The following is a 24,455-nucleotide window of genomic DNA, read 5'->3' on the forward strand; positions in this document are numbered from 1 at the left end:
CCGATAGTACCTACTTGTTCAGTGTCTTTGATCCAATACGTTTTCCGATTTCACTGCATATCATCTTCAAATCTTCTTCAAAGTTTTGCACGACAAATGCATCCGACAACAATTCGCCTTGAAGCGCTTGCGCAGCGTCCTCGATTTTACGCTCGTAGGCTGCAATGAATTTATCAATGGTTGGGCAACTCGAATCTACATATCTTGCAATGCCTTGTATGATTTTTATGCGATAATAATCTTCCTTGGGCATTCGCGGGATATCCCAATACCCTTCCCTGTTGACAAACATTTGCCGAATAGGGACGGCAGAAAAATCGAAATATTTCCCACCCTGATCCGGCTCCGAGAAAGGATCGATTAACAGGGAGGTATACCGGATGTACAATAAATACTCTTGATGAATCGTCTCTAAATGAATGAAGTTATCAATATCATGACGAGACAAGCTTTCCAATCGCACTGGATAATTGTCATCTACCATGAACTGAAGCAAATTAACGCCTGTCATATTCAGCTTTTCAATAATATTCGTAATCTCTTTCCACTCAGCTAGCATATCGCGAATTAAATATTGCGTGATGGGGCCCTCGGGAAACATTTTATATACGTATTTCCTGACAGCTGACTCTCCGAATATGACGCTGAGCGAAAAATCATTCATAAACAACGGCGGATGGACATATAGAGATATATTTCTCGTCTCTGCCTCGATCGGACAACTCATGGTCTCCAGCGTGATACCCAATCGTTCATATAACGCACAGAGCTTTTCAATATTTTGAGACTCGTCGTTCGACGAGCCAATGAAAACTTTTTTCTTCACCCCTGTCGTGATAACATGATTTGACGGCTCACCGCTCATCCAGCGTGTATCGCCAAGGTATGTAGAAAAGCTGATGATCTCCGCGCTTGACTGAATAGAGTTCATATAGTGGAGTATTAAGCTATTTGAACCAAAGGTTGGAGATATTAATACCATGCACCTTACTTGCTTTAAGAGCTGATCATTGATTTGTTTTAAGACCTCGATGTAGGCATCCGTTGTAACAGACAAAATAACGGTATCCCATTCCCCCGTAATGGTCCCATATCCATGATAAACATGATCGATAAAACACTCTCCTTCCATTTGTCGATGTTTTTCATTTTGGATGTCTACACGAATTCTCTGGTTGCTTTGTTTCAGTGCTACAAAGAATGGCTCGGAACGAACAGATTCTCGCCCAACGATTCCTATGCAGCAATTCAAATGGTTTTTTAGCATTACAGCAAGTTGAATGGAAGTAGGACCCGTTCCCAATATTAAGACTCGTTTAAAATCACTCATATAAATCTCCTTTTCGATCCCCATGTAAACCTATGCTTTTTCATACAAAGCGATATCAAACACATGACCGGGACGCAAAATCATGTCAATCAGCCTCCATTTTCGCTCAGCCGTCTCTTTCATGGGGTAATTGAATAAAGACTTCAACCGATCACCATATCTCATCGCCACGACCACTTGTTCATTTGTTAAGGGATGCAATTGGTCCAACAGGTCATATTTATTGGCAACTGTTGAGCTGAATATGATATGGGTTACATCCTTTGTGACATCAAGATGCTCTACGAACACGTTCTCTAATCGAATGTTCAATCCGCTTCCTAATCGAGCTATCACCCTTCTTCCAAGTTCTATCGCCTCCTCATCAACATCGATGCCAACCACTTGTGCACCTGTTCGTTTCGCAATAAATAATGGTGTCATTGGGAACGACCCCGAGCCAATCAACAATACTGTGGAATCAGAAGTGACTTGAAAGCTTCCAAATTCTTTTTCAATACAGGATTCTACATTTTTGAAGTAATCGGTCCTGGCAACCTCTCCATTTAGCAGCTTTAATGCACGGTATTTCTCCATAATCGCAACACATTGTGCAGACGTCTTCCTTAAATCAGCCACAAGTCGGGAAAACTCACTGGATGCTTGTTGTTCCAGTTGTTCCCACGCTTTTTTGTTACTCTCGTCTGTTATGAAAGCTGAGTAGTCATCTATTATGGTCTCTAACTCCGAGCTATGGTGAATTGTACTGTCATATCGGTTTGCTAAATACATAAACCTATCCTGGAACTCGATCAAATGTCGTTGAAATTGTTCTGACGTATTCATTCACTTCGCCCCAATACTATTGTAATTAGCTAAACATCAATAAAAGCTTTGCCTTGTGCTACAATTCCAACAGATCCCTCAATTTTCAGACTTGTTATCTCATCTTTATAACAATCAACAGTTACATGAATCGTGCCACCAGGTTGCTTGATTGGAGCGGAAATAGAGCCCTTGATTTTCCATGAAAGGTACGCTCCAAGCGAAGCCGTACCTGATCCGCAGCCTCTTTCCCAGATCATGCTGTCTATTAGGGGAACATAAACGAGCGGAGCCAATTCATTAGAATCAGACTTAAACAATAAGATGCCAATCAAGTTCGCGCCTAATGTTACTCCAAGCAGCTTTGCTAATCCTTGGGCCTTTTTTCTCATGGTCTTGTTGAATTGGTCCACTTCAATCACAATATGAAAAAAATCATGGTATCTCACGATGATAAGCTTCAACTCATCACCTTCATACTTTACTGTCTTCTGCTCTATTTTTTTAGGAACAGGCATTGCAACTTGACAGAAATACTCTTCTTTGATTTTTTTCACTTGACATACGATTAATTGATCTGTCCCCGAGGCTTCTAATACAATTTCCATCAAACCGTTAGGAGCGAGCCCTTTTTCAGATGCAATAAACGTTGCCAATGCCATACAAGCATTACCGCAAAACTCACCTCCAGCCATTTGTAGATATGCGGCAGCTTCATTTTTTATTGATTCTTCTATAAATCCTACTTGTTCAGCATACACACTGTCATATGACATAATTTTTGAAGCAATGTGTTTATACTCTTCGATTGGATGATTAGCTTTAATAAGAACGGTCATATTTTGTGTCGGATTAAATTTTATAAAATCTATTTCCTTTTTCATAACAAATACCCTCTACAACTATATTTGAGTTTGTTTTGTCTACAGAGTATTTTCAAACAAATAGTAATGATTACGATTATCGAGTATAAAACAGATTATAGCATAACGTTGTTCAGTGTCAATATCTGGTTTGTTTTCATGATGTTATTATATAAAAGTGTCATCACTCTTAGATTGGTTCTGTTGCAAGGTTTTAAAAGTACGCTAAACTTTTTCAAAACAGAGCTAGGAGAATCACAAATGGGATATTTTAAAGGAAAACAATTTAAAAAGGATATTATTTTAGTAGCCGTCGGCTACTATTGTCGTTTTTCTTTAAGCTATCGTGAAGTATCTGAAATCTTAAAAGAGCGTGGTGTTTCGGTTCATCCAACAACCATCATGCGCTGGGTTCATGAATATGGAAATCTTATCTATCAAATTTGGAAGAAGAAAAATAAAAACGTTCAATTATCTTGGAGACTAGATGAAACCTATATAAAAGTCAGAGGGAAATGGTGTTATTTATATCGTGCAATCGATAAAGACGGGCACACATTGGATATTCAACTTCGTAAAAAACGGGATCATCAGGCTGCCTATACCTTTATGAAAAGATTGGTCAAAACGTTTGGAGAACCTACGGTTCTCACTACAGACAAAGCACCAGCATTACTTTGTGCATTTAACAAATTAAGAGAACAAGGCTTTTATCTAAAACCAACTCATTGTACAATCAAGTATTTGAACAACCCCATTGAACAGGACCATAGGCATGTGAAGCGATGTTTTTCTAAATCTGCAGGATTTCAAAATCTTCGCCACGATTCCCGTACCTTAAAAGGAATCGAAACCATTCATGCTATATATAAACAAAACCGCAGTTTACGACCAAACTGCGGTTTTTCAACGTATAATGAATTGCAAAAGTTACTTACAATTGCATGAGATTTAATCGCACCCAACCCACATTTTTATCTGTTAAGAAACTTTGCAACAGAACCCATTTTTCACAGTCATACATAACTAAGCTACCTCTCAACTTCCTATTTTTCTTCCGGATTCCCCTCCCCCTTATTGATACGTATTATTATACGTGTTATAATAGAATCAAGGAGGGAGGGAACATGAAGTCATACTCATCGCGGGACTTAATCAAAATGGTTCAACAAGATGGATGGGAATTAATACGGGTGGCCGGGAGCCATCACCAGTATAGGCATCCATCAAAAAAAGGCATACTAACAATTCCTCATCCTAAAAAGGACATGCCTTTAAAAACAATAAAAAGCATACTCAAGCAAGCAGGGATTGAGGGATAACCCCCTCCCCCTGCCAAGGAGGTTTATATATGAATAAAAAAGATTGGTATAGGTATCCGGCAATTTTTGAATACGATGATGACGGTATTTCTATCTCATTCCCAGACTTACCTGGTTGCTTGTCTTGCGGTGATACAGAAGAAGAAGCCGTAAAGATGGCAAAAGAAGCACTGGCGCTTCATCTGTATGGTTTAGAGCAAGATAAAGAGGACATTCCCTCTCCTTCCCATTTCCAAGACATTAAACCGGCTCCTAAACAGGCAATCATTCTTGTTGAAGTCTTTATGCCACCTTTCCGTAGTAATATCGAAAATAAGGCTGTAAAAAAGACACTTACGATTCCAAAATGGTTGGATGATTTAGCCCAGGAACATAAGGTGAACTACTCACACATCCTTCAAGATGCATTAAAAGAACATCTTGGAGTTAATGACAAGCGCCCTGAATAAGGGCGTTCAGGCTGTCGAGAAAGTGGTTTTTCAAAAATCTTGACCTAATTTTGATGATTTTAGGGGGGACAAAAATGTCTCCCTATGCCTCTACAAGCCCGTACAGGCGAATCTGAGGCGTCAAATTTTTAAGTGAAAAATCTCTATTTTCATAAATAGGGTTTCTCCACATTCTGAACAACGCCCTGAATAAGGGCGTTTTTTCTATCGTTCATACCCTGAACCGTTTCTCAACCGGTGTATTGTCTCCTATAAGCTGGTACTGCAATCAGTTCCCTCCCAAAAGAAAAAGCACCCTTATCTAAGAGTGCTTAAATATAATATACTTTTTGCAACTTAGTACCCAACTTAAACAGGGACACGATTTAATTTGTAGTCACCATCTGAAAGAATATGAACCTGGAGCTTATCTACTCCATCATACTCATAGTTGTAATCCGTTCCATGGATGGCCTTTACCCATTTCCCCTGCATATTGACTTGCATTACAAGCTCATCATTTTCGCAAATATCAGTAGAAGATTTTTGAGATTGTAAATAACCAAATGCAATCCATTCATACTTCGGAATCCCGTTACCATCATCAAACAACTGTGCCCATTCGGCGGACGTAATAGCATTTAGTTCCTCTAATGTCATTCCTTGTTGAGCAACTTTGTTAACTTCAGAAGAAATCGTATGGTCTATCTTACCGATATTCGCCCATCCTGTTGCAGTTTTTACATACCAATCTGGAGCCCCGGTTTCAATATTTGTTTTTGCGACCACATAGCGTTCGTCTGCTTCTCCTGTCTTGTTACCTGTTACCTTTACAGAACTGATTCCAGAAATAGATTTAATGTTAATGCTTGCTTTTGGTGTAATAAACTGAGCGTAAGGGGCTTGAATAGCACGGAGTGTAGGTGCTGTATTTGTAGTACCATTAGTTAAACACAATACTTTTAATGGCCTTCCAACTGTCTTTGCAACTTCATGCAATATATCCCAAGAAATTACAGGGAGGTCTGCACCATTCGCCTCCATTAGCTCTTTTAATTCTCCATCCGTTCCACGAGCCCCCTGTAGAGTCCCATCTGGTAAATAAATATCTGTACCAATTTGGACTATATATTTTGGAGTGCTTGGTTTTTCTTCTTCCCCTGATACGCTTATCATCATTACAGGACGGAATCATTTGGACGTATTTATTGTAGAAGATGGGGCAAGGGAAAACCGACTAACACCATTAGTTGAACCACCGCGTGCTACCCTATCTACACTGTTATTTGATGGTATTGTACTTGTCCACGAGTTAATATCACTCTAATTCCATACTGCATTATCTCCTGGTATAATTGTTCCGTTTAAAGAAGAGTTAACAATATACTGATCCCACTCGTTTTCTTTGTCCGTTGATGATACTCCACCTGTGAGAAGCCGGATTGTTGTTGCGAAGGTCTCAGGTGCATTATTAATTTTTATAGGTAATCCACTATCATGTACTATCCCTGCGGAATTAAGCGTGTGTAACAACGTAATTTTACGTTAACGAGAGAATAAGAGTATATGTGTCCAAAGTTCGGGGGTTAATCCGGTATTATCCCCACCCGTTAGATGGTTCAAATATAGCACCTACTCATTCACACTGCTTTAAATGTCAAGAATGTAAAACAACGTCTACTTTGTAAGCTAACTTCTAAAGTGTAAAGGAAACTCCATCCTTACACCATGTATGTATTATTAAGGGAGCCGCTACCTTTCAGCTGCCGCTTTACCCTGCTTCTTCCTTAACGTATTCAGGTTAGCCAGTGAAAGGATTGCTATAACTACATCTTTAAATCCCAAACATATCCGCCTCCCTTGTTTTCTACCAACGAAAAAAGCACAGCTATACGGCTCCGCTCCTTTAATTGATATACTGGTTTACTCCGGCACCAGGAGGGCCGCCGCGATTCACTCCTTACTCGTATGCGGTCAACGGGTTTCTTATCGGTAATCAGCCGATAGGAGGTGGTTTGTTCGACTTCATTGCATTTACCCCTGCAATAAGCGTATGTCACGAACGATAAGGGAGGAGTGACGTATAAAGGCATAAGAAAAGTCGCCTCCAAAGAGAAGCGGCTATCTGATTTATTCGGTTGCCCCCAGTTTATCATGCCGGAATCTAGACAAGCAAAAAGTGTCGGAGGTGTCGGTTTTTCTTGTCCTAGTCCATTAAATAAAAGAATCTTTACAACCTACCGAAAGTTGTACATTAAATTGGACGTGCCCCAGGGGCATGTACCGTTTCTGATATTGAGAATCGGAATAATATATAGTACACATCAAGGTTTCTTATCCCTCCCCTGTAGTATAAGTAGGGATAGACTCCTCAGGGCTTCTTCCTTCCTTGAGCTGAGGAGTCACCTTGTACATAGTTATCTTAACTAGTCATTTACTGTGTCTTATTTAAATAGCCAAACATAAAGTAATAAGGTAAACACATCGTTTGCCTCCAGTTTACCTCCAAAGAAAGAAGGCGTTCTCACTAGGCCTAAGAGAGCGCCTTTTCTTTTTTCTTTTCTTCATCATATATAGCCTGAGCTAAATTATTTACAACCTTATTCTTTAATTCTTGTGCTCTTGTACGGGATACCCCGATTTCTTTTGCAATATCCTTCATCTTCTGGCCATCCATGATGCCCTCAAGTACAATCTGTTCTTTTTCGGATAGGTTGTTCTTTTCCGCAAACGCATCAACCCGCTTCACCTTGTTTTCAAAACGTTTTAATCGTCCATTTAGCCTCTCCCATGCTCACAGGTTATTACACGCCTCTCTAAATACCGGATCGCTATTCCCGCCCTTTGCTTTGGGTAATGTTGCTTCAATACCCTATTGAGCTGTACCCGCCGCCACATCGTCATTGCTGCCTAATCCAGATTGAATTTCACTTCGTAATTTTTCAATTTGCTGTGTCATCCAGTAGTACCCGTCTAACTGGTCTTAAGCAACATGGAGCAATTCGAGTACTGGTTCAAAGTTGGTAAGGGCAAGTTGCCCATCATTGTCTATCCACTGTTCTGCTTCTTTATCATCCCATTGCTGGCATGAAGAGATTTTTCCGATGTGCATATCATGGATCCGGCACTTTGCACTTTTCCCCCAGTAGATTCCTGGGCACTTACTGCATACAGATTCAATATATTTGTGATTTGGGTTGATTGTGGTTTGCATGAAACCGCCTCCTTAGTATTTTTTGTTATACTAGTGGTTATCTATTTCCGTTACCGCCTCGTTTGCTTCATTGCTCCGCCTACACGCTTCCAAGTTGGATGATGCATCATCTGCCCTGTCTTTCTGAATTCCCTTTCGTCCCTTTCATCTTTCCGTGGGTATACCATCTTGCCATCCAATATGTGTACACGCCGATTCATCCGCCTTCCTAATGTGATGGTATATACCCCATCCTTTAACTTATGATCAACGTCCTTTATAAGCTGCTCATTTATCTTTACTGCGCCTTGATGTACCATTCGTCGCGCTTCTCCATTAGCCGCACATATCCCTGAATGAGTTAAAACGGCAAGTATATTCACCCTTATATTCCCTTTCAAAAAACAATCTGTTTAAGCAGTTTCTAAAACTATTTACTGAGCCTTACTCGTTCTATAAAATCAAAGCCGTGTCCTAAAAGGAGGCTTGTTACCATGTACCAACCGATGAAAATGAATGAATTCCTTGCTTATACCGAAAACATGGAGTATGCCATAACAGTTGTAGATGGACAGGATGTTTATCTACATAACCTCATCATGAAACCGCCAGCTGGACATGCTGTTATTCATCTAAATAAAAATGGTCTAGACTGCAGGCGAGAAAACATGAAGATTGTAAAAATCGTGTAATGGTAAATAAAAAGAGGACGCACGGCTCCCAGTAGCTCCATACAGACACGTTGCCCGTATTGCTTACTGAATGTGCGTCCTCCCGTTTCTCGGTATCAGACGATTCTCTTTCTTCTATGCTAATGTTGAAATTCGGTGATCGAATTTAGAAATTTTCTTGTCCACTATTTTTACAACTACATCGCCGCGGTCTGGAAGCTGAAGCTCAAACACTCGCCCATTCTTTACATAAAAAAGCTTATCCTCTCCTACAGTGCTGATTACTGCTGTCTTATTCTCCATATCTATATCGATTTCTCGCTTATCTACCGTTACAAACATTCTGCATTCCCCCGCTCTGTGATATAATTTAAGTAATAGTATGAGCAGGTGTTTTCCCCTCTTTGGCGACCTCCATTGAGGGGAATTTTTTTATTTGAAACTTTTTCTATTTATGTCTCGTACTGTATATTGCGCAGTACATTTCTTTGTCTTGCTTCTGTAGCTGACGGGCTACAGGAGTTAACTCACGTTTAATTTCTCTCGTGCAGGGGAATATATTGTGTAGGTCATAGCATTATGATTTACTCCCCTAACTCTTGCCCCTTCAAATGAAGGGGCCTCTTTTTTACGCATTCAATGCCTTCCTTGCAATTTCAAGTATCTTGCTCTCTACAATGGTCAAATCTTCATTTGCCAAAGTACCGGCCAACCATTTTTCGATTTGCTGTAACGCTTCCTTTTGCTTCTCATTGTCCTCTAACAGCCGGCGTGCGTCTGTCGGAGAACACATAATAAACGTTGTATCTGCTAGATTACCGGATGTCACTTTACAAATCTCTCTTTCTCCGAATGGTGCGTACAAATCTCCGATTGTATATTCATTATCATCATTGTGTCCCCAAGGGCCCGGCGTAGCAGCTTCTAAACGTTCTCGTATCCCTTTCGGCTCCTGTTCAGTTAGTTAAACAAAAAGTATGGGGGTAAGATTTGCATTTTTGGGTGAGGATGCTTGGTTTTGATACCTTCCCATTCTGGAGATTCGGGAGAACGGCACCAATTTCAAGTGCGGTGAATGATTTAGGTCAATACAAAGAGCGACTAGCAGCAGGCAACCCAGATCAACAACCTATGTTCACTTCCTTTTATACGGATGGCGTAATTTGGCCGAACGGGACAAAAGAGCCTGTAGATATTGTCATCTTTGCGACAGGGTACAGGCCCCAGCTCCCCTATCTTCAGCTCCATGTGTAGTCATTGAACTCTTCCCGGATAGAGTAATAGCAAGTTCAGGGTTTTTAGAAAAATATAAGGGTACTAGAGCAAGCCTCATAAGCGATCCGTTACCTGCAGACCAAGGATCGGTTGATCCGCTAAATGGTTCTCCTGTTATTTCAAAGGATTCAAGTGATTCTCTCGTAGTCATGCCAATATCAAAACATTTACCTTTACTACTCATATAACCATCACGATACCATCTCACGTATCGCTCCATTTGGTCCGCAGCACTGAATCCATTACACTTTATTAAGCTTTCAGCTAAGCATAGTGCCATTGAGGTATCATCTGTCCACTCTCCAGGCTTCAAATTAAATGGTCCGCCACCAACTATATTGGTAATAGGTTCAAAGGTACCGGGAGCTTTAAATTCAAGTGTGGCACCTAATGCATCACCAATAGCTAAACCGATTAAACTTCCGCGGAAACGGTCTAGAATATTCATAGAAATTTGCATCCTTTCTCTGTTTTGGACAACCCTAGCGAAGTTGCCATGAGCCGCAAAGTAAGTACCACTTGCTAGGTGTATTTTATAACAAAAAGGAGCATTTTTGTTACAATCATGATTGGCAAAAAGGAAAATGTTGGATTTAACATATTAAACTATTCATTTATGCTATCTATTAACTTGTAAAAGTTAGTTTAGCTGTTGTACCTTTACCTAGCTCAGATGAAAAGCTCAGCTCTGCCCCATGATTAACCGCAATCTGCTGGCAAAGCGTTAAGCCTAATCCCGCTCCGCCACCAGAACGGCTACGGGAAGAATCTACTCGATAGAATGCCTCTGTAATATGAACGAGATGATCCTCTGCCATTCCCTTACCGTTATCCTGGACAGAGATCACCTTGTGTTCCCCCTCCAGATCAGCGTTCAGCTTGATAACTCCACCTGGATCACATGCTTTCATCGCGTTATCGATCAAATTAACGAGCAGTATATGCATTAAGTCAGCATTGCAAAACAACGTCTCAAAGCGATACTCATAGGTAATCCGGATTTTTTGTTCGGCTGCCTTCATGGACAGAACTTGCTCGACCCCGCGAATCAACTGTTCCATACGAACGTTGCTCCGCTCAATCTTATTTTCACGAAGGGTTGCCAGATCCAGCAAATGATAGGCGATGTTTTGAAGCCTGCGGCTCTCAGACATAATGTAATTGGTCGCAAACAGCTTATCCTCTTCGGTACGAGCGATCTTCTGGATGTATTCCGCATATCCGTAAATAGCGGTTAGGGGAGTTCTGAGTTCATGAGCCAAATTATCTACAAATTGCTGCTTCTGTTCCGCAGCTGTAGCCAGCTGCTGCATCTGACACTGAATTTCCTCCGCCATATGATTGAAGCTTTGTGCCATTTCGGAAAGCTCATCATGTCCAGATATCGGAAGCCTGGTTTCATATGCGCCAGCTGCGATATTACGGGAGATTTGAGAAATCTGCGAGAGAGGCTTGAATATTCGGTTAAGCAATAAAAGAAGACCGAGAGCAAGCAAACTGGAAAGAATCAGTCCCGCGAAAAACAGCATGTTTTTCGTTTGTTTCCATGCAGTGATAGCATCTGTCGTATCATAAAGATAGATCATTGTATAAAAATCATAGGGCACGGGAAGCTTTCCCGAAACCATTACATAGGTACAGCCATCTGATTCTTGCATCGAAACCAGACGATTTCCGTCTGCTGGCGGTTCCGAAAAACTGCTCGGCAATACGATTTCCTGCCGATTAGAATAAACAAGCTGATTGCCCTTGTAGAGCGCCAGTTTAACCTTTTTATCCCCGAACAGATAACTGTATGACTGGAGCAGAGAGCCTAAAGAACCCTCAATATCAATTCCGCGGCTTTCCACGGCATAAAAATCCTTTAGAAGCGCAGATGTTATGAAATAATGTTCGCCCAAACTTTTTTCTTCCGCACGGTTAACGGTATCCTTGAATGTCGTGACAGAAATGATCAATATCCCAAGATTGAAGGAGAACAGAAAAAGCACAAGGGTTGTTAAAAAGGTGCGGTATTTCATAAGTTTACCCTCAAACGATGACCCAACTTGCAGGAAGTTTTTATCCAATGCTTCCCGCAAAATTTTTTCTGTAGCTTTTGCAAGTGTATGGCTACCAAAATGATTCACCTCTTTTTTTATAACCATATTACTATTGTTTTGTTATAGAGTTGTAAAATGGGGGTTATCGCAAATAAAGCGATTCACCGTTTATTTGATCACATAGACCATAATCAATCGTGGAAAGCCGCCAAAATTGTGGCGGCTTAAGGGCTCTTTTAGATCCTTTATTTTTGGTTCGTTTTAAGGGCTGGATGCTCCTGCATAAGCTTTGTACCGTGTTCTTGGGTGTACTTCATTTCCGAATTATATGTTATTTCGATCAGCGCCTTATCCTTTCGGGAAAGATACATATTAGCGATCTCCCCATTTTCGCCCATGATCTGAATGCCCATAACGGGATCATTATTGGGGCCATTACTCTGGGCTTGGTATTCAACCGACTTGACTGGGCTGTGAACAACATTATATTTCTCTGCCAGTTTTTTTGCTTCCGCAACATATTCTTGCGGGCTATTATTAAGCTCCTCATCAAAGTCTGGAACTTTTTCATCAAACCATCTTTTACTGCTTATGCAAAATATTTCTCCTGTTACAGAGTCCACTGCGAAGTAATAACTAAGCTTGTCGTTGATGTGAACATCAGCATACCATTTCGATCGGGGAAGGGAGTCGATTGGCTTTTGGTAGCCCATTTCTATCACTTGACCCTCCAAGCTCTGACCAAATATTTCCCAAAGAGCCTGCGCGCCGATTTCCGCCGCCGCTTCTTTTGTCATGTCCTTGCTAGTTGGCTTTTGTGAGTCAATTGCTTTCACCGTATAATTTGCTTTTTTGTAGCCTGCCGACAAACTTTTTTGTGCCGCTTTAGATGAACTAGCTGTATAATTCGCATAGCTTGTAGGGATCATATCCGTTTTTTTGAATTCTGCCGCCGTCACTGCCTGTATAAGCCCCTGGAACAACAATGTACTACTCCCAATGACTACTGTGGCCGCTAATATGGTTTTTTTAAAGCTTTTTCTTTTTAATCTGTTTGCTTTCATCTGAATTTCTCCTTCCTAGTTTTGTTTGTAATCACAATAAGGAGTATAAAATGGCCAGATTATAGAATCATCATCAAGTGATTATGAAGTTGTAAAAGTTATTCTTGCTGTCATTCCTTCACCGGGATTTCATCTCTACACCTCCAGACGATACCCTAGTTTATAGACCGTTTTAATTCTAGATTCCATATCTAGCTTCTTTCTTAGCTTTTGAATATGAACATCCACTGTCCTAGTATCCCCTACATAGTCATAGCCCCAAGCAAGCTCTAGCAACCTGTCCCGAGATAGAGCAATATTGCGATTGTTCACCAATACCTCTAACAAATCGAATTCTTTGGGCGTGCATTCAACCGGATATTCATTCAGAAATACTTGTCTGCTCTCAAAATCAATTTTTACCCCATCTAGCTCAAAACTCTTGCTTTCCTTCTTGGTACGTCTTAACACTGCATCCACTCGTGCCAACAACTCCAGCATCTCAAATGGTTTGACCAGATAATCATCAGCGCCGAGGGTCAAGCCCCTCACCTTATCCGATAAATTGCTTCGCGCCGTTAGGAAAATAGTAGGTATTCCCCGAATCTGCTGAAAAACCTCATACCCATCAATCTCTGGAAGCATAATGTCCAGCAATACGAGATCGACTTCATGCTGTGCCAACTCATGAATTGCTACTCTTCCATCAAAAACAGAAATACATGTATGTCCCACCGATTGTAGGTTTCTTTTAATTAACTCATTAATTGGAATTTCATCCTCGACAATTAGGATTGTTGCCACCAGAATCACCTCTTCATTAGCATAGCATGGTGATGTAATAAAGTTGTAAAAGCTGTGCTAGCATAAACAGTGTGGTAGTTAATTGTTCGTCAACCCCACCCAAAACTTTAATAAAATAAAAATAAAATTTAATTTTATTAAATATTATGTTAAACTTTTAATAAAGGAGGTGAAAGTCATGGATTTTAAAGAGGTTCCAAATTGGATTTTGTCTTTGGATGGTGAAGATGTTGAATTCATTAAAAATTTTATTTTGAATTCAGGTTCTTTGAAAGAAATAGCAAAAATTTATGATGTTTCTTACCCTACGGTAAGAATTAGGTTAGATCGGTTAATTCAAAAAGTAAAACTAAACGATAATCTAGAGAACGAAGAATTCATTAGTTTTATTAAGAAACTGTCTATAGATGACCATATTAGTTTAGAAGCTGCAAAATTGATTATTGACAAATATAAAAGTGAAAGAGGCGATACTTAATGTTACGTATCTATGGCTTTTTGATTGCTATTGTCATACTAGGAATTCAATCTTTTTTATCGCGAAGAAATAATGTTTATTGGGGCGCTATCTTGCCGGTTATGTATTTGATTACTTTTACATATCTATGGTTTTCTGAGACGTTTTTTGTAAAAAATACATCTTCTTTTCTATTTGGTGTTTTTGGAGGATTGGTTGTTTTATTAGGGGCCTGGGCTAACGGAAGAGAATCTTTGAAGAAGAAAAGAAAAAAAGAATTAGAAAAAATGAAGTTACATGACTTCAAATAAAGATTCTGATTCTAGCGCTTTCAAAGTATTTTTTTAACTTTATTACCATTTGTTAGATAGTCTCTGAGGACTTGGTGGCAGGGTAGTTGTATCACGTAGGATTCATAAAAATGGTATTTTTTCGTTTTGGAGGTACCGGCAAACTTTAGCTTAATAGGTATATGACGCTACCTCCATCTCCAATTAATCTCGCCATCATGATAAATGGCAGGCAAACATATTCCCCTCCTTCCATTTTCTTTATCAACTACAAACCAGTTATCTTCCTCCAACCATCCTTCTTTATCATCAATTTCTGCAAACCCACTTTCCTCATTAACAATTTCCGCAAAAAAATCTTTAAATCTGTTCATATTTTTGCTGGGGATAATTCTCCCATTCATCCACATTCCTTCTACGCTTGCCCCTTGTATTTCTCCTAGATATTCATTTTGAAAATAGAGCTTCAAAATCCTCACTCCTTCAAAGAAATTATAATAGATTTGTCAAAAGCCTGGATAAAGCAGGAAATAATCTATCGTAGCACCCAAAAACCGACCCATATGGTCTATACTTATATGATACAACCTTTTGAGAGGAGCGAAGAAAGAAATGAGAAAAACTGTAATCTGCTTGATGCTATTGTTTGTGTTGGTCGGATGTACAGAAGGACCACTTGCTTCGCCCAGGCCTCCGTTGCCCGGTCTTACCGTCGGACAGCAGGATGTTCCCGTATATCAAAGCAACTATTGCTGGAAAAGCGGCAAAAAGGATTCATGTGTAGACTTTATCTCTCCCCCATCTCAAGTACGAACGGAAAATCCAGGTATTGTCCCCGCACAGGCTACGATGACAATCCATTTCCGTAAAGAGCCTAAATCCGGTACCCTACAGGTAAATGAATGGATAAGCACAAACAAAGCCAAACCTGTCACAGTACAGGACTCTTCCTTCGTTCTGCCTAAAAGCAAAGGGCTCCATATCTACTCATTTTCTGCCGAATGGGAAGAAGGCACAGCAAATTATGTATGTAAAGTATATATAGAATGACACACCTGTTGATTATCTATAAGGCGGAAGAAAGGAGGGGCATACGTAGATGTGTTCCTTCTTCTTCCAACGACGAGGTGATTCGGCCGCTCTGTGTACAAAGGTCGGACCGACGCCCGTTTGGGGCACGTTGTGGCGACTCTAACACTCTAGGTACTATTATATAAGTTACACTTAATATTTTGACAGGGTAGCGTGGTTGGAAGGAGGCGATTCAGAAAAAGAAGAGGGTGGATGCGCCCTGCGCTCCAGCAGATGCAAATGTGCCTTTTTCCGACCGCTCCCGCCCACCGCCCTTCCTTCTTTTCTTACCTCTCACCACAAGAATTTGTCGATGTATCAAATCAGATGTATATAGATAATCAACACCCTTGATAGAATAGCTGAAAAAGCGGTTTCGGCACAAAAAAATAAACTTTTTCCCCATGCGCCCACGCCGTTTTACTCCTCCGCGCATATACCAGTATATGGGTAGTTATCCCGATAAACAACGAAAAGGAGGGGTTCTTGTATGCAAGAGTCATCATTTGCAACAGAGCCGGTAGCTTACGCAGAGGAAGAGGAGCGTCAATATTATCCACGACCACGTCCGCGGCCACGTCCAAGACCGTATCCTCCCTATTATTTCTATCCCCCTTATTATCCACCATATCCTTATTATCCACCGTACCCTTACCATCCTTACTATCCATACGGATACGGTAGACCTCCTTATTGGTATCGAAACGAAGCGGAATCAGGACAATAGCGCAGAAAAAACCGGCCATTCTCCGAAGAGGATGGCCGGTTTTATGCATTCGACTCGCTCTTATCAAAGCGGTTCAACGACTTCTCCCGTAAATGCAGCGCGATAAATGGCAGCGATATCTTTTTTCTCAAGTGGCATTGGACTGCGTGCCAGCAAACGCTTTTGTTTAACTCCGTCTTCTACCAGCAAAGGAAGGGCTGATTCTGGGATCGAGAACTCCTGTAAAGTTGCAGGAATACCCACGTCCGCTACGATACGCTGTAGTTCTTCCACGCAGCGCAACGAGGCTTCCTCCTCAGACATATACGCTGTGCTTATACCGAGTGCTTCTAAAACATCAGCCATCCGTTTCCGACAACTGGTCCGTATATACCCCATCACATACGAAAGCAATACTGCATTCGATTCTCCGTGGGCAATATGGAACTGACCGCCTAATGGATAAGCTAACGCATGAACGCCTGCTACACCTGCATTAAAAAAGGCAAGTCCGGCCATATAGCTTGCATAACTCATCTGACTGCGTGCTTCCTTATCCCTTCCGTTTCTGTACGCACGACGCAAGGATCCGGAAATCAACCGGATTGCCTGCAAAGCCAGCGCATCGGTCGTCGGGTTTGCATGGATAGACACGTACGCTTCTACCGCGTGCGTAAGTGCATCGATCCCTGTAGCAGCCGTCACCCTTGGCGGCATAGATAAGGTCAGCTTTGATTCTACAATCGCTACATCCGCCAGAAGGTTGTCGTGTGTGACTACATCTTTTGTGCTTTCTAGTGATAGAACTGCTATGTTGGTAACTTCCGAACCTGTGCCGGATGTGGTCGGCAACAGAATTTTCGGGTAGCCTTTATGCTCTACCTGTCTCGTTGCTGTCAAATTCAAATAATCTTTAACCGGACCTTCATGCGCAGCCAGTACAGCGGTTAGCTTAGCCAAATCTAGCGCGCTCCCTCCACCGACACCAAGAATCAAATCAAATCCGCCGGCGCGGGTATAATCAATTAGCTTCTCCCCGCAAGCAAGCGGTGGTTCCGGCTCAATGTCAGTATATACATCCAGCTTGTAGCCTGCTGCTTTTAGCGGCCAAATTACCGTTTCTACCAATCCGATGTCAAGCAAAATCGGGTCTGTAATAACAAGAATGTTAGACGGTCCAAATTTCTTCACTTCAGGAAGAAGATTCTCCAGCGCGCCCTCTCCCGCATAGGTGAGAGGAGGCAGTGTAATTTTAGCTCCAGGCATACACACTCTCTCCCTTCTTTACTCGTAATACCCTTCCGTTGACTTACGAAACGCTTTGAACTGGTTGGCGTCATGGCCAAACCAGACTTGTGAATTCGTTTCCTTGGCAAGTCTGCGGATACGCTCTACCGCCTTTGTATATCCTAGTGAATCGTAGATGATGCCTGGTGGCTTAACTGGTGGGCCGAAGCTTTCTGCCGTATAGATGGCATCAGAAGCAAGAATAATTCCGCCTGTCTCAGGCAACGTTACATGCAGCCCGAGCATTCCCCAAGCATGTCCGCTTCCGAAATTCAGCACGCTTACCCCTTCCGCAAGTAATAAGTTATCTTCGTCCTGTTTCACGGTCTGCCACTGCAAGTTATTTTTAATCCAGGCATCAATATCTCCCCATACATATGCCCCTTCTTTTTGATTGCTAGCATACGTTTGCAGAGTTCCATTCAATTCATCTTCGTGTACAATGATAGTTGCATTTGTAAACATTTCTAAACAACCCGCATGATCGAGATGAAGATGAGACGCCACAACATACTTGATGTCTTTCGGGCCTACTCCGAGCTGTTCTAAGCGATTATGCAACCAACATGATTCATCCGCTACAATAGGAAACATTTTCTGCGTCTCCTTTCCCCATCGCCCATCTGAGCCCATCGCATTCGGATTGCACGCCGTATCGAAAAGAATTTTCCCTTCTGGGTGATCAATCAACACCGTATATACTGGAAATTCCACAAACTCAGCCGGAGCATTGGGATTGTCTACAGAAGCCGGATTGTGCATGGCGATCATCCAATTTTTATCCATACTCATACGACCGTTATCCATTACGTATACACGCGGATGTGGTTTAATAATGTTTGCCATTTTCATTTCCTCCTTTGATCCGTCTCGGTTCAACAGGGAATAAGGCCCTCGTTGATAGAAGTTTTACTTTATGTCCCTCTATCTCTCTACTATCAAGCAAAGATAATGCCAAATGAATAGATAGCGCTTTCAGCTACTTTTATGTCCCATTCGGTGAATATATTCACCATATCTATACGAATCATCAGAAAATTAGTAGAATAAAGGTGAAAAAATTCACCGACTTTATAAAAATTTCACCAGGGGGTTGTTATGCAAAACGATGGAGCCATCCCTATGCATACTGTGATTGAATTTTCTACAGACGGTATTTATGTGGTAGACGGCGCGGGAGTTACATTACTGGTTAACCAAGCGTATGAACAAATCGCAGGCTTTGACCGCCGAGAATTAATCGGAAAGCATATGAACGAATTGATGGAGGATGGATATCTGGACCAATCGGTTTCCCTTCTCGTACTAGAACAGAAGAGGCGCATCTCGCTTATGCAGACGCTCGGTGGAAAAAAAGAAGTTATCGTAACGGGGAATCCTGTCTTTGATGAAGAAGGAAACATTCAATTTGTAATAACGAGCGTATGTGACATCACAGCATTGAACGAAACGAAACGTCAACTGGAGAAAGCACGGAACTTTTCTGAGCTACAAAAAAACCGGTATGTTTATCAAGGGCATTCCGATAAAGAGAAATTCATTTTTCAAAGCGAGCAAATGCAACGGGTATATGAGCAAGTATGCCAGGTTGCCCCTTATCCCTCTACGGTACTGTTATCCGGTCCCTCCGGCGCAGGCAAAGAAGTCATCGCCACGCTCCTGCATAATAAGAGCGGCCGAAAGGACAAGCCTTACATAAAAATCAATTGCGGTGCAATCCCGGAACCTCTGCTGGAATCGGAATTGTTCGGTTATGAAGAAGGGGCATTTACCGGCGCCAGCCGCAAAGGAAAAATCGGGCTTCTGGAGCTGGCCGACGGCGGAACAGTCATGCTCGATGAAATCGGGGAGATGCCCCCACTGCTTCAAGTGAAACTGCTACGGATTCTACAGGAGAAGCAAGTAACACGAATCGGGGGAACCAAGTCGCGTCCACTCGATATCAGAATTATTTCTGCGACGAACCGGGATTTACGAGCGATGGTAAAAGAAGGGACATTCCGCGAGGATCTATACTATCGACTACAGGTCGTCGAGATTCAGCTACCTCCTCTGGCGGAACGCCCAGAAGATGTCCGCCTGCTTATCGACCATTATTTTTCATTCTATAAACACGAATACCGTGTTGATAAAACAATTTCTGCGGATACGATGGATATACTTATGACATATCATTGGCCTGGCAATGTACGCGAATTGAAAAATCTTGTAGAAAGCATGCTCGTATCGGTACCTGCTTCTGTCATCCAATCCGTTCACTTGCCGCGCCATCTGTCCGACACTCTACATGGTCTTGCTCCTGAGACAATCAAGTTAAAGCAAAAGGTACAACAATATGAAAAGAAGCTTATCCAGGAAGCGCTCACGAAACATCATTCGCTTCGTAAAACAGCGCTTCATCTGGGAATCGACCACTCTACACTTATAAAAAAATTGAAGCGATTGCAAATCGAGACCAAATAAACAGGCGACCTACGATACGTATTGAAATGTAGAGAAAGGAAGCGCCTTGCCTCTGCTCACCGAACAAATGGGGTCTTCTGTCTTGCCATAGCATCCTCTAGCCAACGCGGGTGCATGGATAGTAGATTGTCCGGCAATTCATATGGAGAGAAATAGCAAAGCTCCAGTGTTTCTGAACACTGCGGTTTTAATTCACCGCCTTTCACTTTAGCTTCGAAACATATCGTAACAAAATGAACGCAACGGCCATCCGGATAATCGAATACTTGAGAATCCGGTTCTGAATACACGCCAATGAGACGAGCAATCGATACGTCAAGACCCGTTTCTTCCCACACCTCGCGAATAGCAGCTTGCATCACTGTTTCACCTGGTTCCACATGCCCCGAGGGAATGCCCCATAATTTAACGTCTGCTCTTTTTTGCAGCAATACCCGATTGCGCTCATCAAAAATAATGACGGCCACGCCAGGACGGATAGAATCAATTTTCTTCATGGTAATTTTCCTCCTTATAAAATAAAAAAAGCCCGGGGAGAAGAAATCAGCGCATGCGAAATACGCTGAACCTTCCCCCTCGGGCTTTTTATGCCAATAGGTGCCTCCTGCTCTTATAGCAAGATCCTGTAGCGCTCGGTCACGGTCCCTTATCTACATAAGGCGGAACCCTAGCTACCTAGTTCCTGGTTCAATTTCGAAAAATATGTAATAGTACTGTACTTATTCTGCCACCTTTTGCTCCGAAGTTCAAGTTCGGAATGCAAATGTATAGAAACATTTGTATAGGGAAACGTACGAAAAAAGAAAGATGGGTGAGCATATGAAAGATAAAGAAAAGAAAGAAGTTCCTTTGCTATTTGCCGCACGCTTTGCTCCAGGTGAAAACCAATACTTGAACGAGCAAGAAGATGAAGAATTTCAAAAACTGCTTGTCGATGAAGCGGAGCAAAACTTAGAAGAAGAAAAATAAATACAATCACACCTGTTTATTATCCATAAGGTGGAAGAAAAGGGGACACGCGAGAAAAACAAAGGGAAAGGACGTTGTACGTGTGATTCTTTTCTATCCACCTACGGATACCCAAAGTGTCCATTCTTCAGAGAAAAATATTTATTGCTATTCCGTTTCACGATCGGATGCAATCTTATACGATTGCTCCGGTATTTTTAAATCTCCATCTGCATTCTCAGAATGCTCGATAGTCGCCTCGACCGTTCCTTCCATATATACATCACTCACCTGTTCATGCGTGGTCGCCAGCCCTCCTGATGCCTGGGATTTCGCCTGATAATCACTCGTCTCATATGTCTTGTTTCCAATTTCCTGTCCACTTCGTTGTATATCTTTGTTAGATTTGTCCGGCATGTTGTATCCTCCTCATCCTTTTTTGCATTCGAGCCGTCACTGCATTCCACCAGACTGCTCTACAATGTGCAACGCCTGATGATGTTTCGGCTCCTCCACTACTACAGTTAACAGAATATCTCGCCCGGTTATGTCGTCCTGGCCTCCATCGCTCATGCCACTTGCGCTCACATCTGCTGCCAGCAATATTCCGGCTCCCCGATTCGTTATGTCGGCGTCTAATACTGTGCTTGCAAGTGAAGGAAGCTCCCCTCCCAACGTATTCATCATCCGTTCGGTTCCTTGCCCTGAATACCGAGAGATGCGATCGATAGATAAATCAACGACTCCAAGCTCCGATAACTTCTGTGCCGCTTGTTCTGCCTCTTCCGGACTTTTAAAGTAAGCCAGTATGTTCTTTTCTGCCATCATATACTCCTCCTTCTACATTAGTGTTGAAAAAAGCACGCATTTTATACGGTACGCATCGTCTATGTTTTCAGACGCATAAATGCCTGATATTTTCCTATCCTATAAACGAAGGCCAATAAAGGAGGCAGCATCGTATGAAGAAGAAAACCAACCCTGAACTAGAAATATTAGGAACACATCAGGCAGCCGTGACAGACGCATTTAAAACAATCAAAACTTCACAGCCGCAGCGTATCAATCCCCCTGAAACAGGTCCTGGTGTATATGACGAGCGAAGAGTGAATGAAGAGCAGTCGTGATGCATTTTGACGCTACAATAAAAAGCACAAGGGCACTCTACCGTGAGTGTCCTTGTGCTTTTTATTTAACATAACGCCCTTCCTTAGGAATTTCAGTTCGTTCAAAATTCTCTACTAGTGCTTCTAATCCCTGTATGAGTGACTCTCCAGACATGGGCACCCCGTGCCCTGAGACCATTGCGGACGGCTTCAGCGCAGCAAGACGTTTTACCGATTCAAAGGATGCTTGCCAGTCGGTTGTAAAATAGGCAGGTGGCCCGTGCAGTTCCTGTTTCTGTGTTATTACTTTATATAGAGATTCCTGTTCAGTGGTCGTTATTGCATCTCCCGCAATCAATATGCCGTCCGCATCGCGAAACAGGGACACATGTCCCGGTGTATGGCCGGGCGTATGAATCCATCGCCAGCCGGGCATTTCAGGTATGCTCCCATCCATGGGCAGCTTTTGCACACGAGAGCCTAAGTCGATACTGTGACGCGGAAAAAACGGAGACATCTTCGCTACTAGTCCGCTGTCAACGGAAGGGTCCGCCGGCGGATAATCCGATTGGCCTGTCAGATAGGGCATCTCTAATTCATGTGCATAGACCGGAACCTTCCACGTCTCCGTCAACTCTACGACCGCTCCGACATGATCAAAGTGACCGTGTGTAAGAATAATCGCTTCTGGACGGGTCCCTGCACCAAAATGTTCCTCCGCCGCATGAATGATTTTATCGGCTGAGCGGGGCATACCCGTATCAACAAGAGCCCATCCGTTCGTTTGTTTTGGGTCACCAACAAAGCAAATATTTACAATTTGGACAGAGTAACAATATATATCAGGCGTCACCATCTCTCCTATGCCGCTGGTGACGGAAGTAACCGGAATAAATTCATCCATATTCTAAAACGCCTCCCCTTGAAAAGAGTTGTCTTTTCCTCTTACCCAACTATTGTTTTCCTTATCATGAGAAAATATAAATCATGGGCAAAGGCAAGGAAGGAAGCCGTATGCATTACCAGATGGATGGTAATCTTTCCAGCATATGAAAAATACAAGAAGTATGATACGATGTGATTGAGGGTCTGTATGTTACAGATTCTCAATTTTTTTATCTATTAGGGAGGGTATAAACATAATGGCAAAAAGCAAATTTTGCAAAGGTCTAAATCCAGGCAAGGGGGTCATCTATAATGAACCATAGTTTAAGCTATTATCCCCTACGAAAAAGTCTTATTAAGCAATTAATTTTTATAGAAGAGAATATGGTTGAGCTTCTCGATTTATATGTAGCCTCCACTCCGATTCATGAGAGGGACTTTTCATTTTTTGAACGATACGTTTCGGAAGTCGAGAAGTTTTTATCTAATTCTGAAGAAAGCACATATCCGGCACTTGCTAAAGTATTTATCGGGAGCCAGGTAGCTTTATTGTACGAAGACGACGGCTATGTGGATCATTTCACGATTTGCTTCCCGGAAAAAAGCGATCCAACACATGGATATATCTCTTTTTTATCTCCGGTCGGCAGACAATTACTATTGCATGATTTAGATGAAAAAGTCATTCTATCAACCCCATCAGGTGAGATAAGTGTAAGTATTAAAAAAATAGAATTCAAGGATTATCAATAACGCATGTATTGGATAAGAAGCCCGGAATCTGGCCATAAGTTCTACCTTCCGGGCTTCTACTCAGGACCTCTGCATCATCTGACAGGAGCAGCTACCCCTTTACATATACGTTGTGCTTTTTGGCATATTCATAGCAAACATCAGGCATCAAGTATCGTGGATCTCCGCCAACGCTAAATTCATCGCGAATATAGCTTGAGCTAATCTCCATGTTTAGTCCTTTATGAAGCAGATCGAAATGATCAAGCTCATAATTGCGTAGCATCGGATCTTTAGCAATAATCTCAAGCATATTGTACCCTTCTCTGGCCATAACAATAAACTTATTTTCCCGGATTAACTCTTCTCCTTTGGACCAAGACGATATGTTCGCCAGATTGTCAGCCCCCATAATAAAGAAAACTTCATCATGTGGATACATCCTTTTGAAATGTTCCATCGTATCATGTGTATACTGTTCCCACGCTTCAGCCTTTAATTCGATATCGCTCGCCTCAAACTTCGGATTATCCGCTACAGCAAGCTGAAGCAGGTTCCAGCGGTGCTTTCCAGCAGTCAGCTTGCGTCCCTTATCCCCTCGATAATCAGATGATGGAACGAAAATTACCTTATCTAAATTTCGTCGAACTGCCACCGTCCAGGCTGTCCAGAGATGTGCATATGTTATTGGATCAAACGCTGAACCGTAAATGCCGTATCGAGCCATATTCATCC

At 42.0% G+C, this 24,455-nt stretch carries 34 protein-coding genes and 2 pseudogenes; 13 read left to right on the forward strand and 23 right to left on the reverse strand.

The genetic code is table 11. The features are described 5' to 3' along the window. Positions 1–10: 10 nt before the first annotated feature. Genes AF333_RS20295 through AF333_RS20305 form a run of 3 tightly spaced genes read right to left on the reverse strand, consistent with a single transcriptional unit; the run spans position 11 to position 3,018 of the window. Positions 11–1,330, reverse strand: coding sequence for an opine metallophore biosynthesis dehydrogenase (locus tag AF333_RS20295; protein WP_043068759.1), 1,320 nt, complete (start codon positions 1,328–1,330; stop codon positions 11–13). A 30-nt stretch (positions 1,331–1,360) separates the two neighbouring features. Beyond that, the gene (locus AF333_RS20300; RefSeq protein WP_043068760.1) at positions 1,361–2,155 is read right to left on the reverse strand and encodes a methyltransferase domain-containing protein; all 795 of its coding nucleotides are present in this window, start codon (positions 2,153–2,155) and stop codon (positions 1,361–1,363) included. A gap of 29 nt (positions 2,156–2,184) precedes the next feature. Beyond that, positions 2,185–3,018, reverse strand: a complete 834-nt coding sequence (locus AF333_RS20305) for a hypothetical protein (protein ID WP_043068761.1) — start codon at positions 3,016–3,018, stop codon at positions 2,185–2,187. A gap of 240 nt (positions 3,019–3,258) precedes the next feature. Between AF333_RS20305 and AF333_RS20310 the strand changes: the two genes are divergently transcribed. The 3 genes from AF333_RS20310 (at position 3,259) to AF333_RS20320 (ending at position 4,768) form a co-directional block, all read left to right on the forward strand. Further along, positions 3,259–3,945 (forward strand): IS6 family transposase, encoded by a 687-nt coding sequence (locus AF333_RS20310; RefSeq protein ID WP_053432728.1) that lies wholly within the window; start codon positions 3,259–3,261, stop codon positions 3,943–3,945. 179 nt (positions 3,946–4,124) lie between these two features. Then, positions 4,125–4,319: a type II toxin-antitoxin system HicA family toxin gene (locus tag AF333_RS20315; protein ID WP_043068763.1), complete on the forward strand. Its 195-nt coding sequence runs from the start codon at positions 4,125–4,127 to the stop codon at positions 4,317–4,319. A 29-nt stretch (positions 4,320–4,348) separates the two neighbouring features. Further along, positions 4,349–4,768, forward strand: a complete 420-nt coding sequence (locus tag AF333_RS20320; RefSeq protein ID WP_043068764.1) for a type II toxin-antitoxin system HicB family antitoxin — start codon at positions 4,349–4,351, stop codon at positions 4,766–4,768. Positions 4,769–5,116: 348 nt separating this feature from the next. Here the strand turns inward: AF333_RS20320 and AF333_RS20325 are convergent, their stop codons facing one another. Next, positions 5,117–5,923 carry a hypothetical protein gene (locus tag AF333_RS20325; RefSeq protein ID WP_235496746.1) on the reverse strand — a complete coding sequence of 269 codons (807 nt, stop codon included), beginning with the start codon at positions 5,921–5,923 and terminating at the stop codon, positions 5,117–5,119. 19 nt (positions 5,924–5,942) lie between these two features. Between AF333_RS20325 and AF333_RS36920 the strand changes: the two genes are divergently transcribed. Next, complete coding sequence (locus AF333_RS36920; protein WP_255322310.1) at positions 5,943–6,074, forward strand: hypothetical protein; 132 nt, start codon at positions 5,943–5,945, stop codon at positions 6,072–6,074. 1,206 nt (positions 6,075–7,280) lie between these two features. Here AF333_RS36920 and AF333_RS20330 read toward each other — a convergent pair. The 3 genes from AF333_RS20330 to AF333_RS20340 all read right to left on the reverse strand — a co-directional run bounded on the left by AF333_RS20330 (position 7,281) and on the right by AF333_RS20340 (position 8,323). Beyond that, positions 7,281–7,496 carry a helix-turn-helix transcriptional regulator gene (locus AF333_RS20330; RefSeq protein WP_043068766.1) on the reverse strand — a complete coding sequence of 72 codons (216 nt, stop codon included), beginning with the start codon at positions 7,494–7,496 and terminating at the stop codon, positions 7,281–7,283. A 234-nt stretch (positions 7,497–7,730) separates the two neighbouring features. After that, complete coding sequence (locus AF333_RS20335) at positions 7,731–7,961, reverse strand: hypothetical protein (RefSeq protein WP_043068767.1); 231 nt, start codon at positions 7,959–7,961, stop codon at positions 7,731–7,733. A 50-nt stretch (positions 7,962–8,011) separates the two neighbouring features. Continuing rightward, a complete protein-coding gene (locus AF333_RS20340; protein ID WP_139189259.1) occupies positions 8,012–8,323 on the reverse strand; it encodes a hypothetical protein in 312 nt (103 codons plus the stop codon). Positions 8,324–8,434: 111 nt separating this feature from the next. Between AF333_RS20340 and AF333_RS20345 the strand changes: the two genes are divergently transcribed. Continuing rightward, positions 8,435–8,632: an HNH endonuclease gene (locus AF333_RS20345; protein WP_043068769.1), complete on the forward strand. Its 198-nt coding sequence runs from the start codon at positions 8,435–8,437 to the stop codon at positions 8,630–8,632. Between the two features lie 114 nt (positions 8,633–8,746). Here AF333_RS20345 and AF333_RS20350 read toward each other — a convergent pair whose 3' ends face one another. Both AF333_RS20350 and AF333_RS20355 read right to left on the reverse strand, forming a co-directional pair. Then, complete coding sequence (locus tag AF333_RS20350; protein WP_043068770.1) at positions 8,747–8,953, reverse strand: hypothetical protein; 207 nt, start codon at positions 8,951–8,953, stop codon at positions 8,747–8,749. Between the two features lie 286 nt (positions 8,954–9,239). After that, entirely contained in the window at positions 9,240–9,476 is a 237-nt protein-coding gene (locus AF333_RS20355) for a hypothetical protein (protein WP_235496749.1), read from the reverse strand. Positions 9,477–9,559: 83 nt separating this feature from the next. On the opposite strand from AF333_RS20355, the pseudogene AF333_RS37590 reads away from it, so the two are divergent. Continuing rightward, positions 9,560–9,847 (forward strand): annotated as a pseudogene (locus AF333_RS37590) (monooxygenase); the annotation flags it as partial. A 4-nt stretch (positions 9,848–9,851) separates the two neighbouring features. On the opposite strand, the pseudogene AF333_RS20360 reads toward AF333_RS37590, so the two are convergent. From AF333_RS20360 to AF333_RS20375, 4 genes and pseudogenes are all read right to left on the reverse strand, one after another. Beyond that, positions 9,852–10,334: pseudogene (locus AF333_RS20360) on the reverse strand (ADP-ribosylglycohydrolase family protein); the annotation flags it as partial. A gap of 178 nt (positions 10,335–10,512) precedes the next feature. Then, positions 10,513–12,033 (reverse strand): HAMP domain-containing sensor histidine kinase, encoded by a 1,521-nt coding sequence (locus AF333_RS20365; RefSeq protein WP_235496751.1) that lies wholly within the window; start codon positions 12,031–12,033, stop codon positions 10,513–10,515. A gap of 140 nt (positions 12,034–12,173) precedes the next feature. Further along, positions 12,174–12,992, reverse strand: coding sequence for a hypothetical protein (locus AF333_RS20370; protein ID WP_043068772.1), 819 nt, complete (start codon positions 12,990–12,992; stop codon positions 12,174–12,176). Between the two features lie 135 nt (positions 12,993–13,127). Further along, a complete protein-coding gene (locus AF333_RS20375) occupies positions 13,128–13,775 on the reverse strand; it encodes a response regulator transcription factor (protein WP_043068773.1) in 648 nt (215 codons plus the stop codon). A 178-nt stretch (positions 13,776–13,953) separates the two neighbouring features. Here AF333_RS20375 and AF333_RS20380 point away from each other — a divergent pair, with 178 nt between their 5' ends. Together AF333_RS20380 and AF333_RS20385 are read left to right on the forward strand one after the other, a co-directional pair. Next, positions 13,954–14,253 carry a DUF2089 family protein gene (locus AF333_RS20380; protein WP_043068774.1) on the forward strand — a complete coding sequence of 100 codons (300 nt, stop codon included), beginning with the start codon at positions 13,954–13,956 and terminating at the stop codon, positions 14,251–14,253. Beyond that, on the forward strand, positions 14,253–14,543 hold the full coding sequence (locus AF333_RS20385) for a hypothetical protein (protein WP_043068775.1): 291 nt from the start codon (positions 14,253–14,255) through the stop codon (positions 14,541–14,543). The genes AF333_RS20380 and AF333_RS20385 overlap by 1 nt, the downstream gene beginning before the upstream one ends. Before the next feature lie 167 nt (positions 14,544–14,710). Here AF333_RS20385 and AF333_RS20390 read toward each other — a convergent pair whose 3' ends face one another. Continuing rightward, positions 14,711–15,001 (reverse strand): hypothetical protein, encoded by a 291-nt coding sequence (locus tag AF333_RS20390; protein ID WP_407638656.1) that lies wholly within the window; start codon positions 14,999–15,001, stop codon positions 14,711–14,713. Positions 15,002–15,134: 133 nt separating this feature from the next. Here AF333_RS20390 and AF333_RS20395 point away from each other — a divergent pair, with 133 nt between their 5' ends. Then, a complete protein-coding gene (locus tag AF333_RS20395) occupies positions 15,135–15,572 on the forward strand; it encodes a hypothetical protein (protein WP_052520648.1) in 438 nt (145 codons plus the stop codon). Between the two features lie 214 nt (positions 15,573–15,786). Here AF333_RS20395 and AF333_RS36925 read toward each other — a convergent pair whose 3' ends face one another. The 4 genes from AF333_RS36925 to ahlS are packed head-to-tail and all read right to left on the reverse strand — an operon-like array spanning position 15,787 to position 18,432. Next, on the reverse strand, positions 15,787–15,915 hold the full coding sequence (locus AF333_RS36925) for a hypothetical protein (RefSeq protein WP_268753629.1): 129 nt from the start codon (positions 15,913–15,915) through the stop codon (positions 15,787–15,789). Positions 15,916–15,934: 19 nt separating this feature from the next. Beyond that, on the reverse strand, positions 15,935–16,369 hold the full coding sequence (locus tag AF333_RS33840; RefSeq protein WP_158502538.1) for a hypothetical protein: 435 nt from the start codon (positions 16,367–16,369) through the stop codon (positions 15,935–15,937). Positions 16,370–16,383: 14 nt separating this feature from the next. After that, a complete protein-coding gene (locus AF333_RS20405) occupies positions 16,384–17,565 on the reverse strand; it encodes an iron-containing alcohol dehydrogenase (RefSeq protein ID WP_043068778.1) in 1,182 nt (393 codons plus the stop codon). An 18-nt stretch (positions 17,566–17,583) separates the two neighbouring features. Next, positions 17,584–18,432 (reverse strand): AhlS family quorum-quenching N-acyl homoserine lactonase, encoded by an 849-nt coding sequence (gene ahlS, locus AF333_RS20410; RefSeq protein WP_043068779.1) that lies wholly within the window; start codon positions 18,430–18,432, stop codon positions 17,584–17,586. A 252-nt stretch (positions 18,433–18,684) separates the two neighbouring features. Between ahlS and AF333_RS20415 the strand changes: the two genes are divergently transcribed. Next, positions 18,685–20,049 carry a sigma-54 interaction domain-containing protein gene (locus tag AF333_RS20415; RefSeq protein ID WP_052812396.1) on the forward strand — a complete coding sequence of 455 codons (1,365 nt, stop codon included), beginning with the start codon at positions 18,685–18,687 and terminating at the stop codon, positions 20,047–20,049. A 56-nt stretch (positions 20,050–20,105) separates the two neighbouring features. Here AF333_RS20415 and AF333_RS20420 read toward each other — a convergent pair whose 3' ends face one another. Next, a complete protein-coding gene (locus AF333_RS20420) occupies positions 20,106–20,546 on the reverse strand; it encodes an NUDIX domain-containing protein (protein ID WP_043068780.1) in 441 nt (146 codons plus the stop codon). Positions 20,547–20,868: 322 nt separating this feature from the next. On the opposite strand from AF333_RS20420, the gene AF333_RS33845 reads away from it, so the two are divergent. Further along, positions 20,869–21,018, forward strand: a complete 150-nt coding sequence (locus AF333_RS33845; RefSeq protein WP_158502539.1) for a hypothetical protein — start codon at positions 20,869–20,871, stop codon at positions 21,016–21,018. 147 nt (positions 21,019–21,165) lie between these two features. On the opposite strand, the gene AF333_RS20425 is transcribed toward AF333_RS33845, so the two are convergent. Together AF333_RS20425 and AF333_RS20430 are read right to left on the reverse strand one after the other, a co-directional pair. Beyond that, positions 21,166–21,414: a YozQ family protein gene (locus tag AF333_RS20425; protein ID WP_043068781.1), complete on the reverse strand. Its 249-nt coding sequence runs from the start codon at positions 21,412–21,414 to the stop codon at positions 21,166–21,168. Positions 21,415–21,450: 36 nt separating this feature from the next. After that, positions 21,451–21,822 (reverse strand): hypothetical protein, encoded by a 372-nt coding sequence (locus AF333_RS20430; protein ID WP_043068782.1) that lies wholly within the window; start codon positions 21,820–21,822, stop codon positions 21,451–21,453. 137 nt (positions 21,823–21,959) lie between these two features. Between AF333_RS20430 and AF333_RS34205 the strand changes: the two genes are divergently transcribed. Beyond that, positions 21,960–22,124, forward strand: a complete 165-nt coding sequence (locus AF333_RS34205) for a hypothetical protein (RefSeq protein WP_162836860.1) — start codon at positions 21,960–21,962, stop codon at positions 22,122–22,124. 61 nt (positions 22,125–22,185) lie between these two features. On the opposite strand, the gene AF333_RS20435 is transcribed toward AF333_RS34205, so the two are convergent. Then, complete coding sequence (locus AF333_RS20435; RefSeq protein ID WP_043068783.1) at positions 22,186–23,007, reverse strand: MBL fold metallo-hydrolase; 822 nt, start codon at positions 23,005–23,007, stop codon at positions 22,186–22,188. A 293-nt stretch (positions 23,008–23,300) separates the two neighbouring features. Here AF333_RS20435 and AF333_RS20440 point away from each other — a divergent pair, with 293 nt between their 5' ends. Further along, positions 23,301–23,741: a GreA/GreB family elongation factor gene (locus AF333_RS20440; protein WP_043068784.1), complete on the forward strand. Its 441-nt coding sequence runs from the start codon at positions 23,301–23,303 to the stop codon at positions 23,739–23,741. Between the two features lie 91 nt (positions 23,742–23,832). On the opposite strand, the gene nadD is transcribed toward AF333_RS20440, so the two are convergent. Continuing rightward, positions 23,833–24,447: a nicotinate-nucleotide adenylyltransferase gene (gene nadD / locus AF333_RS20445; RefSeq protein ID WP_043068785.1), complete on the reverse strand. Its 615-nt coding sequence runs from the start codon at positions 24,445–24,447 to the stop codon at positions 23,833–23,835. Between the last annotated feature and the right edge of the window lie 8 nt (positions 24,448–24,455).

This window comes from Aneurinibacillus migulanus (assembly GCF_001274715.1).
Lineage (GTDB): Bacteria > Bacillota > Bacilli > Aneurinibacillales > Aneurinibacillaceae > Aneurinibacillus > Aneurinibacillus migulanus.

Excerpts from the sequence above, each read along its gene's own strand:
- AF333_RS20295 (WP_043068759.1), bottom strand. The coding sequence starts at position 1,330 with ATGAGTGATTTTAAACGAGTCTTAATATTGGGAACGGGTCCTACTTCC.
- AF333_RS20300 (WP_043068760.1), bottom strand. The coding sequence starts at position 2,155 with ATGAATACGTCAGAACAATTTCAACGACATTTGATCGAGTTCCAGGAT.
- AF333_RS20305 (WP_043068761.1), bottom strand. The coding sequence starts at position 3,018 with ATGAAAAAGGAAATAGATTTTATAAAATTTAATCCGACACAAAATATG.
- AF333_RS20310 (WP_053432728.1), top strand. The coding sequence starts at position 3,259 with ATGGGATATTTTAAAGGAAAACAATTTAAAAAGGATATTATTTTAGTA.
- AF333_RS20315 (WP_043068763.1), top strand. The coding sequence starts at position 4,125 with ATGAAGTCATACTCATCGCGGGACTTAATCAAAATGGTTCAACAAGAT.
- AF333_RS20320 (WP_043068764.1), top strand. The coding sequence starts at position 4,349 with ATGAATAAAAAAGATTGGTATAGGTATCCGGCAATTTTTGAATACGAT.
- AF333_RS20325 (WP_235496746.1), bottom strand. The coding sequence starts at position 5,923 with ATGATAAGCGTATCAGGGGAAGAAGAAAAACCAAGCACTCCAAAATAT.
- AF333_RS20335 (WP_043068767.1), bottom strand. The coding sequence starts at position 7,961 with ATGCAAACCACAATCAACCCAAATCACAAATATATTGAATCTGTATGC.
- AF333_RS20345 (WP_043068769.1), top strand. The coding sequence starts at position 8,435 with ATGTACCAACCGATGAAAATGAATGAATTCCTTGCTTATACCGAAAAC.
- AF333_RS20350 (WP_043068770.1), bottom strand. The coding sequence starts at position 8,953 with ATGTTTGTAACGGTAGATAAGCGAGAAATCGATATAGATATGGAGAAT.
- AF333_RS20365 (WP_235496751.1), bottom strand. The coding sequence starts at position 12,033 with ATGGTTATAAAAAAAGAGGTGAATCATTTTGGTAGCCATACACTTGCA.
- AF333_RS20370 (WP_043068772.1), bottom strand. The coding sequence starts at position 12,992 with ATGAAAGCAAACAGATTAAAAAGAAAAAGCTTTAAAAAAACCATATTA.
- AF333_RS20380 (WP_043068774.1), top strand. The coding sequence starts at position 13,954 with ATGGATTTTAAAGAGGTTCCAAATTGGATTTTGTCTTTGGATGGTGAA.
- AF333_RS20385 (WP_043068775.1), top strand. The coding sequence starts at position 14,253 with ATGTTACGTATCTATGGCTTTTTGATTGCTATTGTCATACTAGGAATT.
- AF333_RS20395 (WP_052520648.1), top strand. The coding sequence starts at position 15,135 with ATGAGAAAAACTGTAATCTGCTTGATGCTATTGTTTGTGTTGGTCGGA.
- AF333_RS33840 (WP_158502538.1), bottom strand. The coding sequence starts at position 16,369 with ATGCATAAAACCGGCCATCCTCTTCGGAGAATGGCCGGTTTTTTCTGC.
- AF333_RS20405 (WP_043068778.1), bottom strand. The coding sequence starts at position 17,565 with ATGCCTGGAGCTAAAATTACACTGCCTCCTCTCACCTATGCGGGAGAG.
- ahlS (WP_043068779.1), bottom strand. The coding sequence starts at position 18,432 with ATGGCAAACATTATTAAACCACATCCGCGTGTATACGTAATGGATAAC.
- AF333_RS20415 (WP_052812396.1), top strand. The coding sequence starts at position 18,685 with ATGCAAAACGATGGAGCCATCCCTATGCATACTGTGATTGAATTTTCT.
- AF333_RS20420 (WP_043068780.1), bottom strand. The coding sequence starts at position 20,546 with ATGAAGAAAATTGATTCTATCCGTCCTGGCGTGGCCGTCATTATTTTT.
- AF333_RS33845 (WP_158502539.1), top strand. The coding sequence starts at position 20,869 with ATGAAAGATAAAGAAAAGAAAGAAGTTCCTTTGCTATTTGCCGCACGC.
- AF333_RS20425 (WP_043068781.1), bottom strand. The coding sequence starts at position 21,414 with ATGCCGGACAAATCTAACAAAGATATACAACGAAGTGGACAGGAAATT.
- AF333_RS20430 (WP_043068782.1), bottom strand. The coding sequence starts at position 21,822 with ATGGCAGAAAAGAACATACTGGCTTACTTTAAAAGTCCGGAAGAGGCA.
- AF333_RS34205 (WP_162836860.1), top strand. The coding sequence starts at position 21,960 with ATGAAGAAGAAAACCAACCCTGAACTAGAAATATTAGGAACACATCAG.
- AF333_RS20435 (WP_043068783.1), bottom strand. The coding sequence starts at position 23,007 with ATGGATGAATTTATTCCGGTTACTTCCGTCACCAGCGGCATAGGAGAG.
- AF333_RS20440 (WP_043068784.1), top strand. The coding sequence starts at position 23,301 with ATGAACCATAGTTTAAGCTATTATCCCCTACGAAAAAGTCTTATTAAG.
- nadD (WP_043068785.1), bottom strand. The coding sequence starts at position 24,447 with ATGGCTCGATACGGCATTTACGGTTCAGCGTTTGATCCAATAACATAT.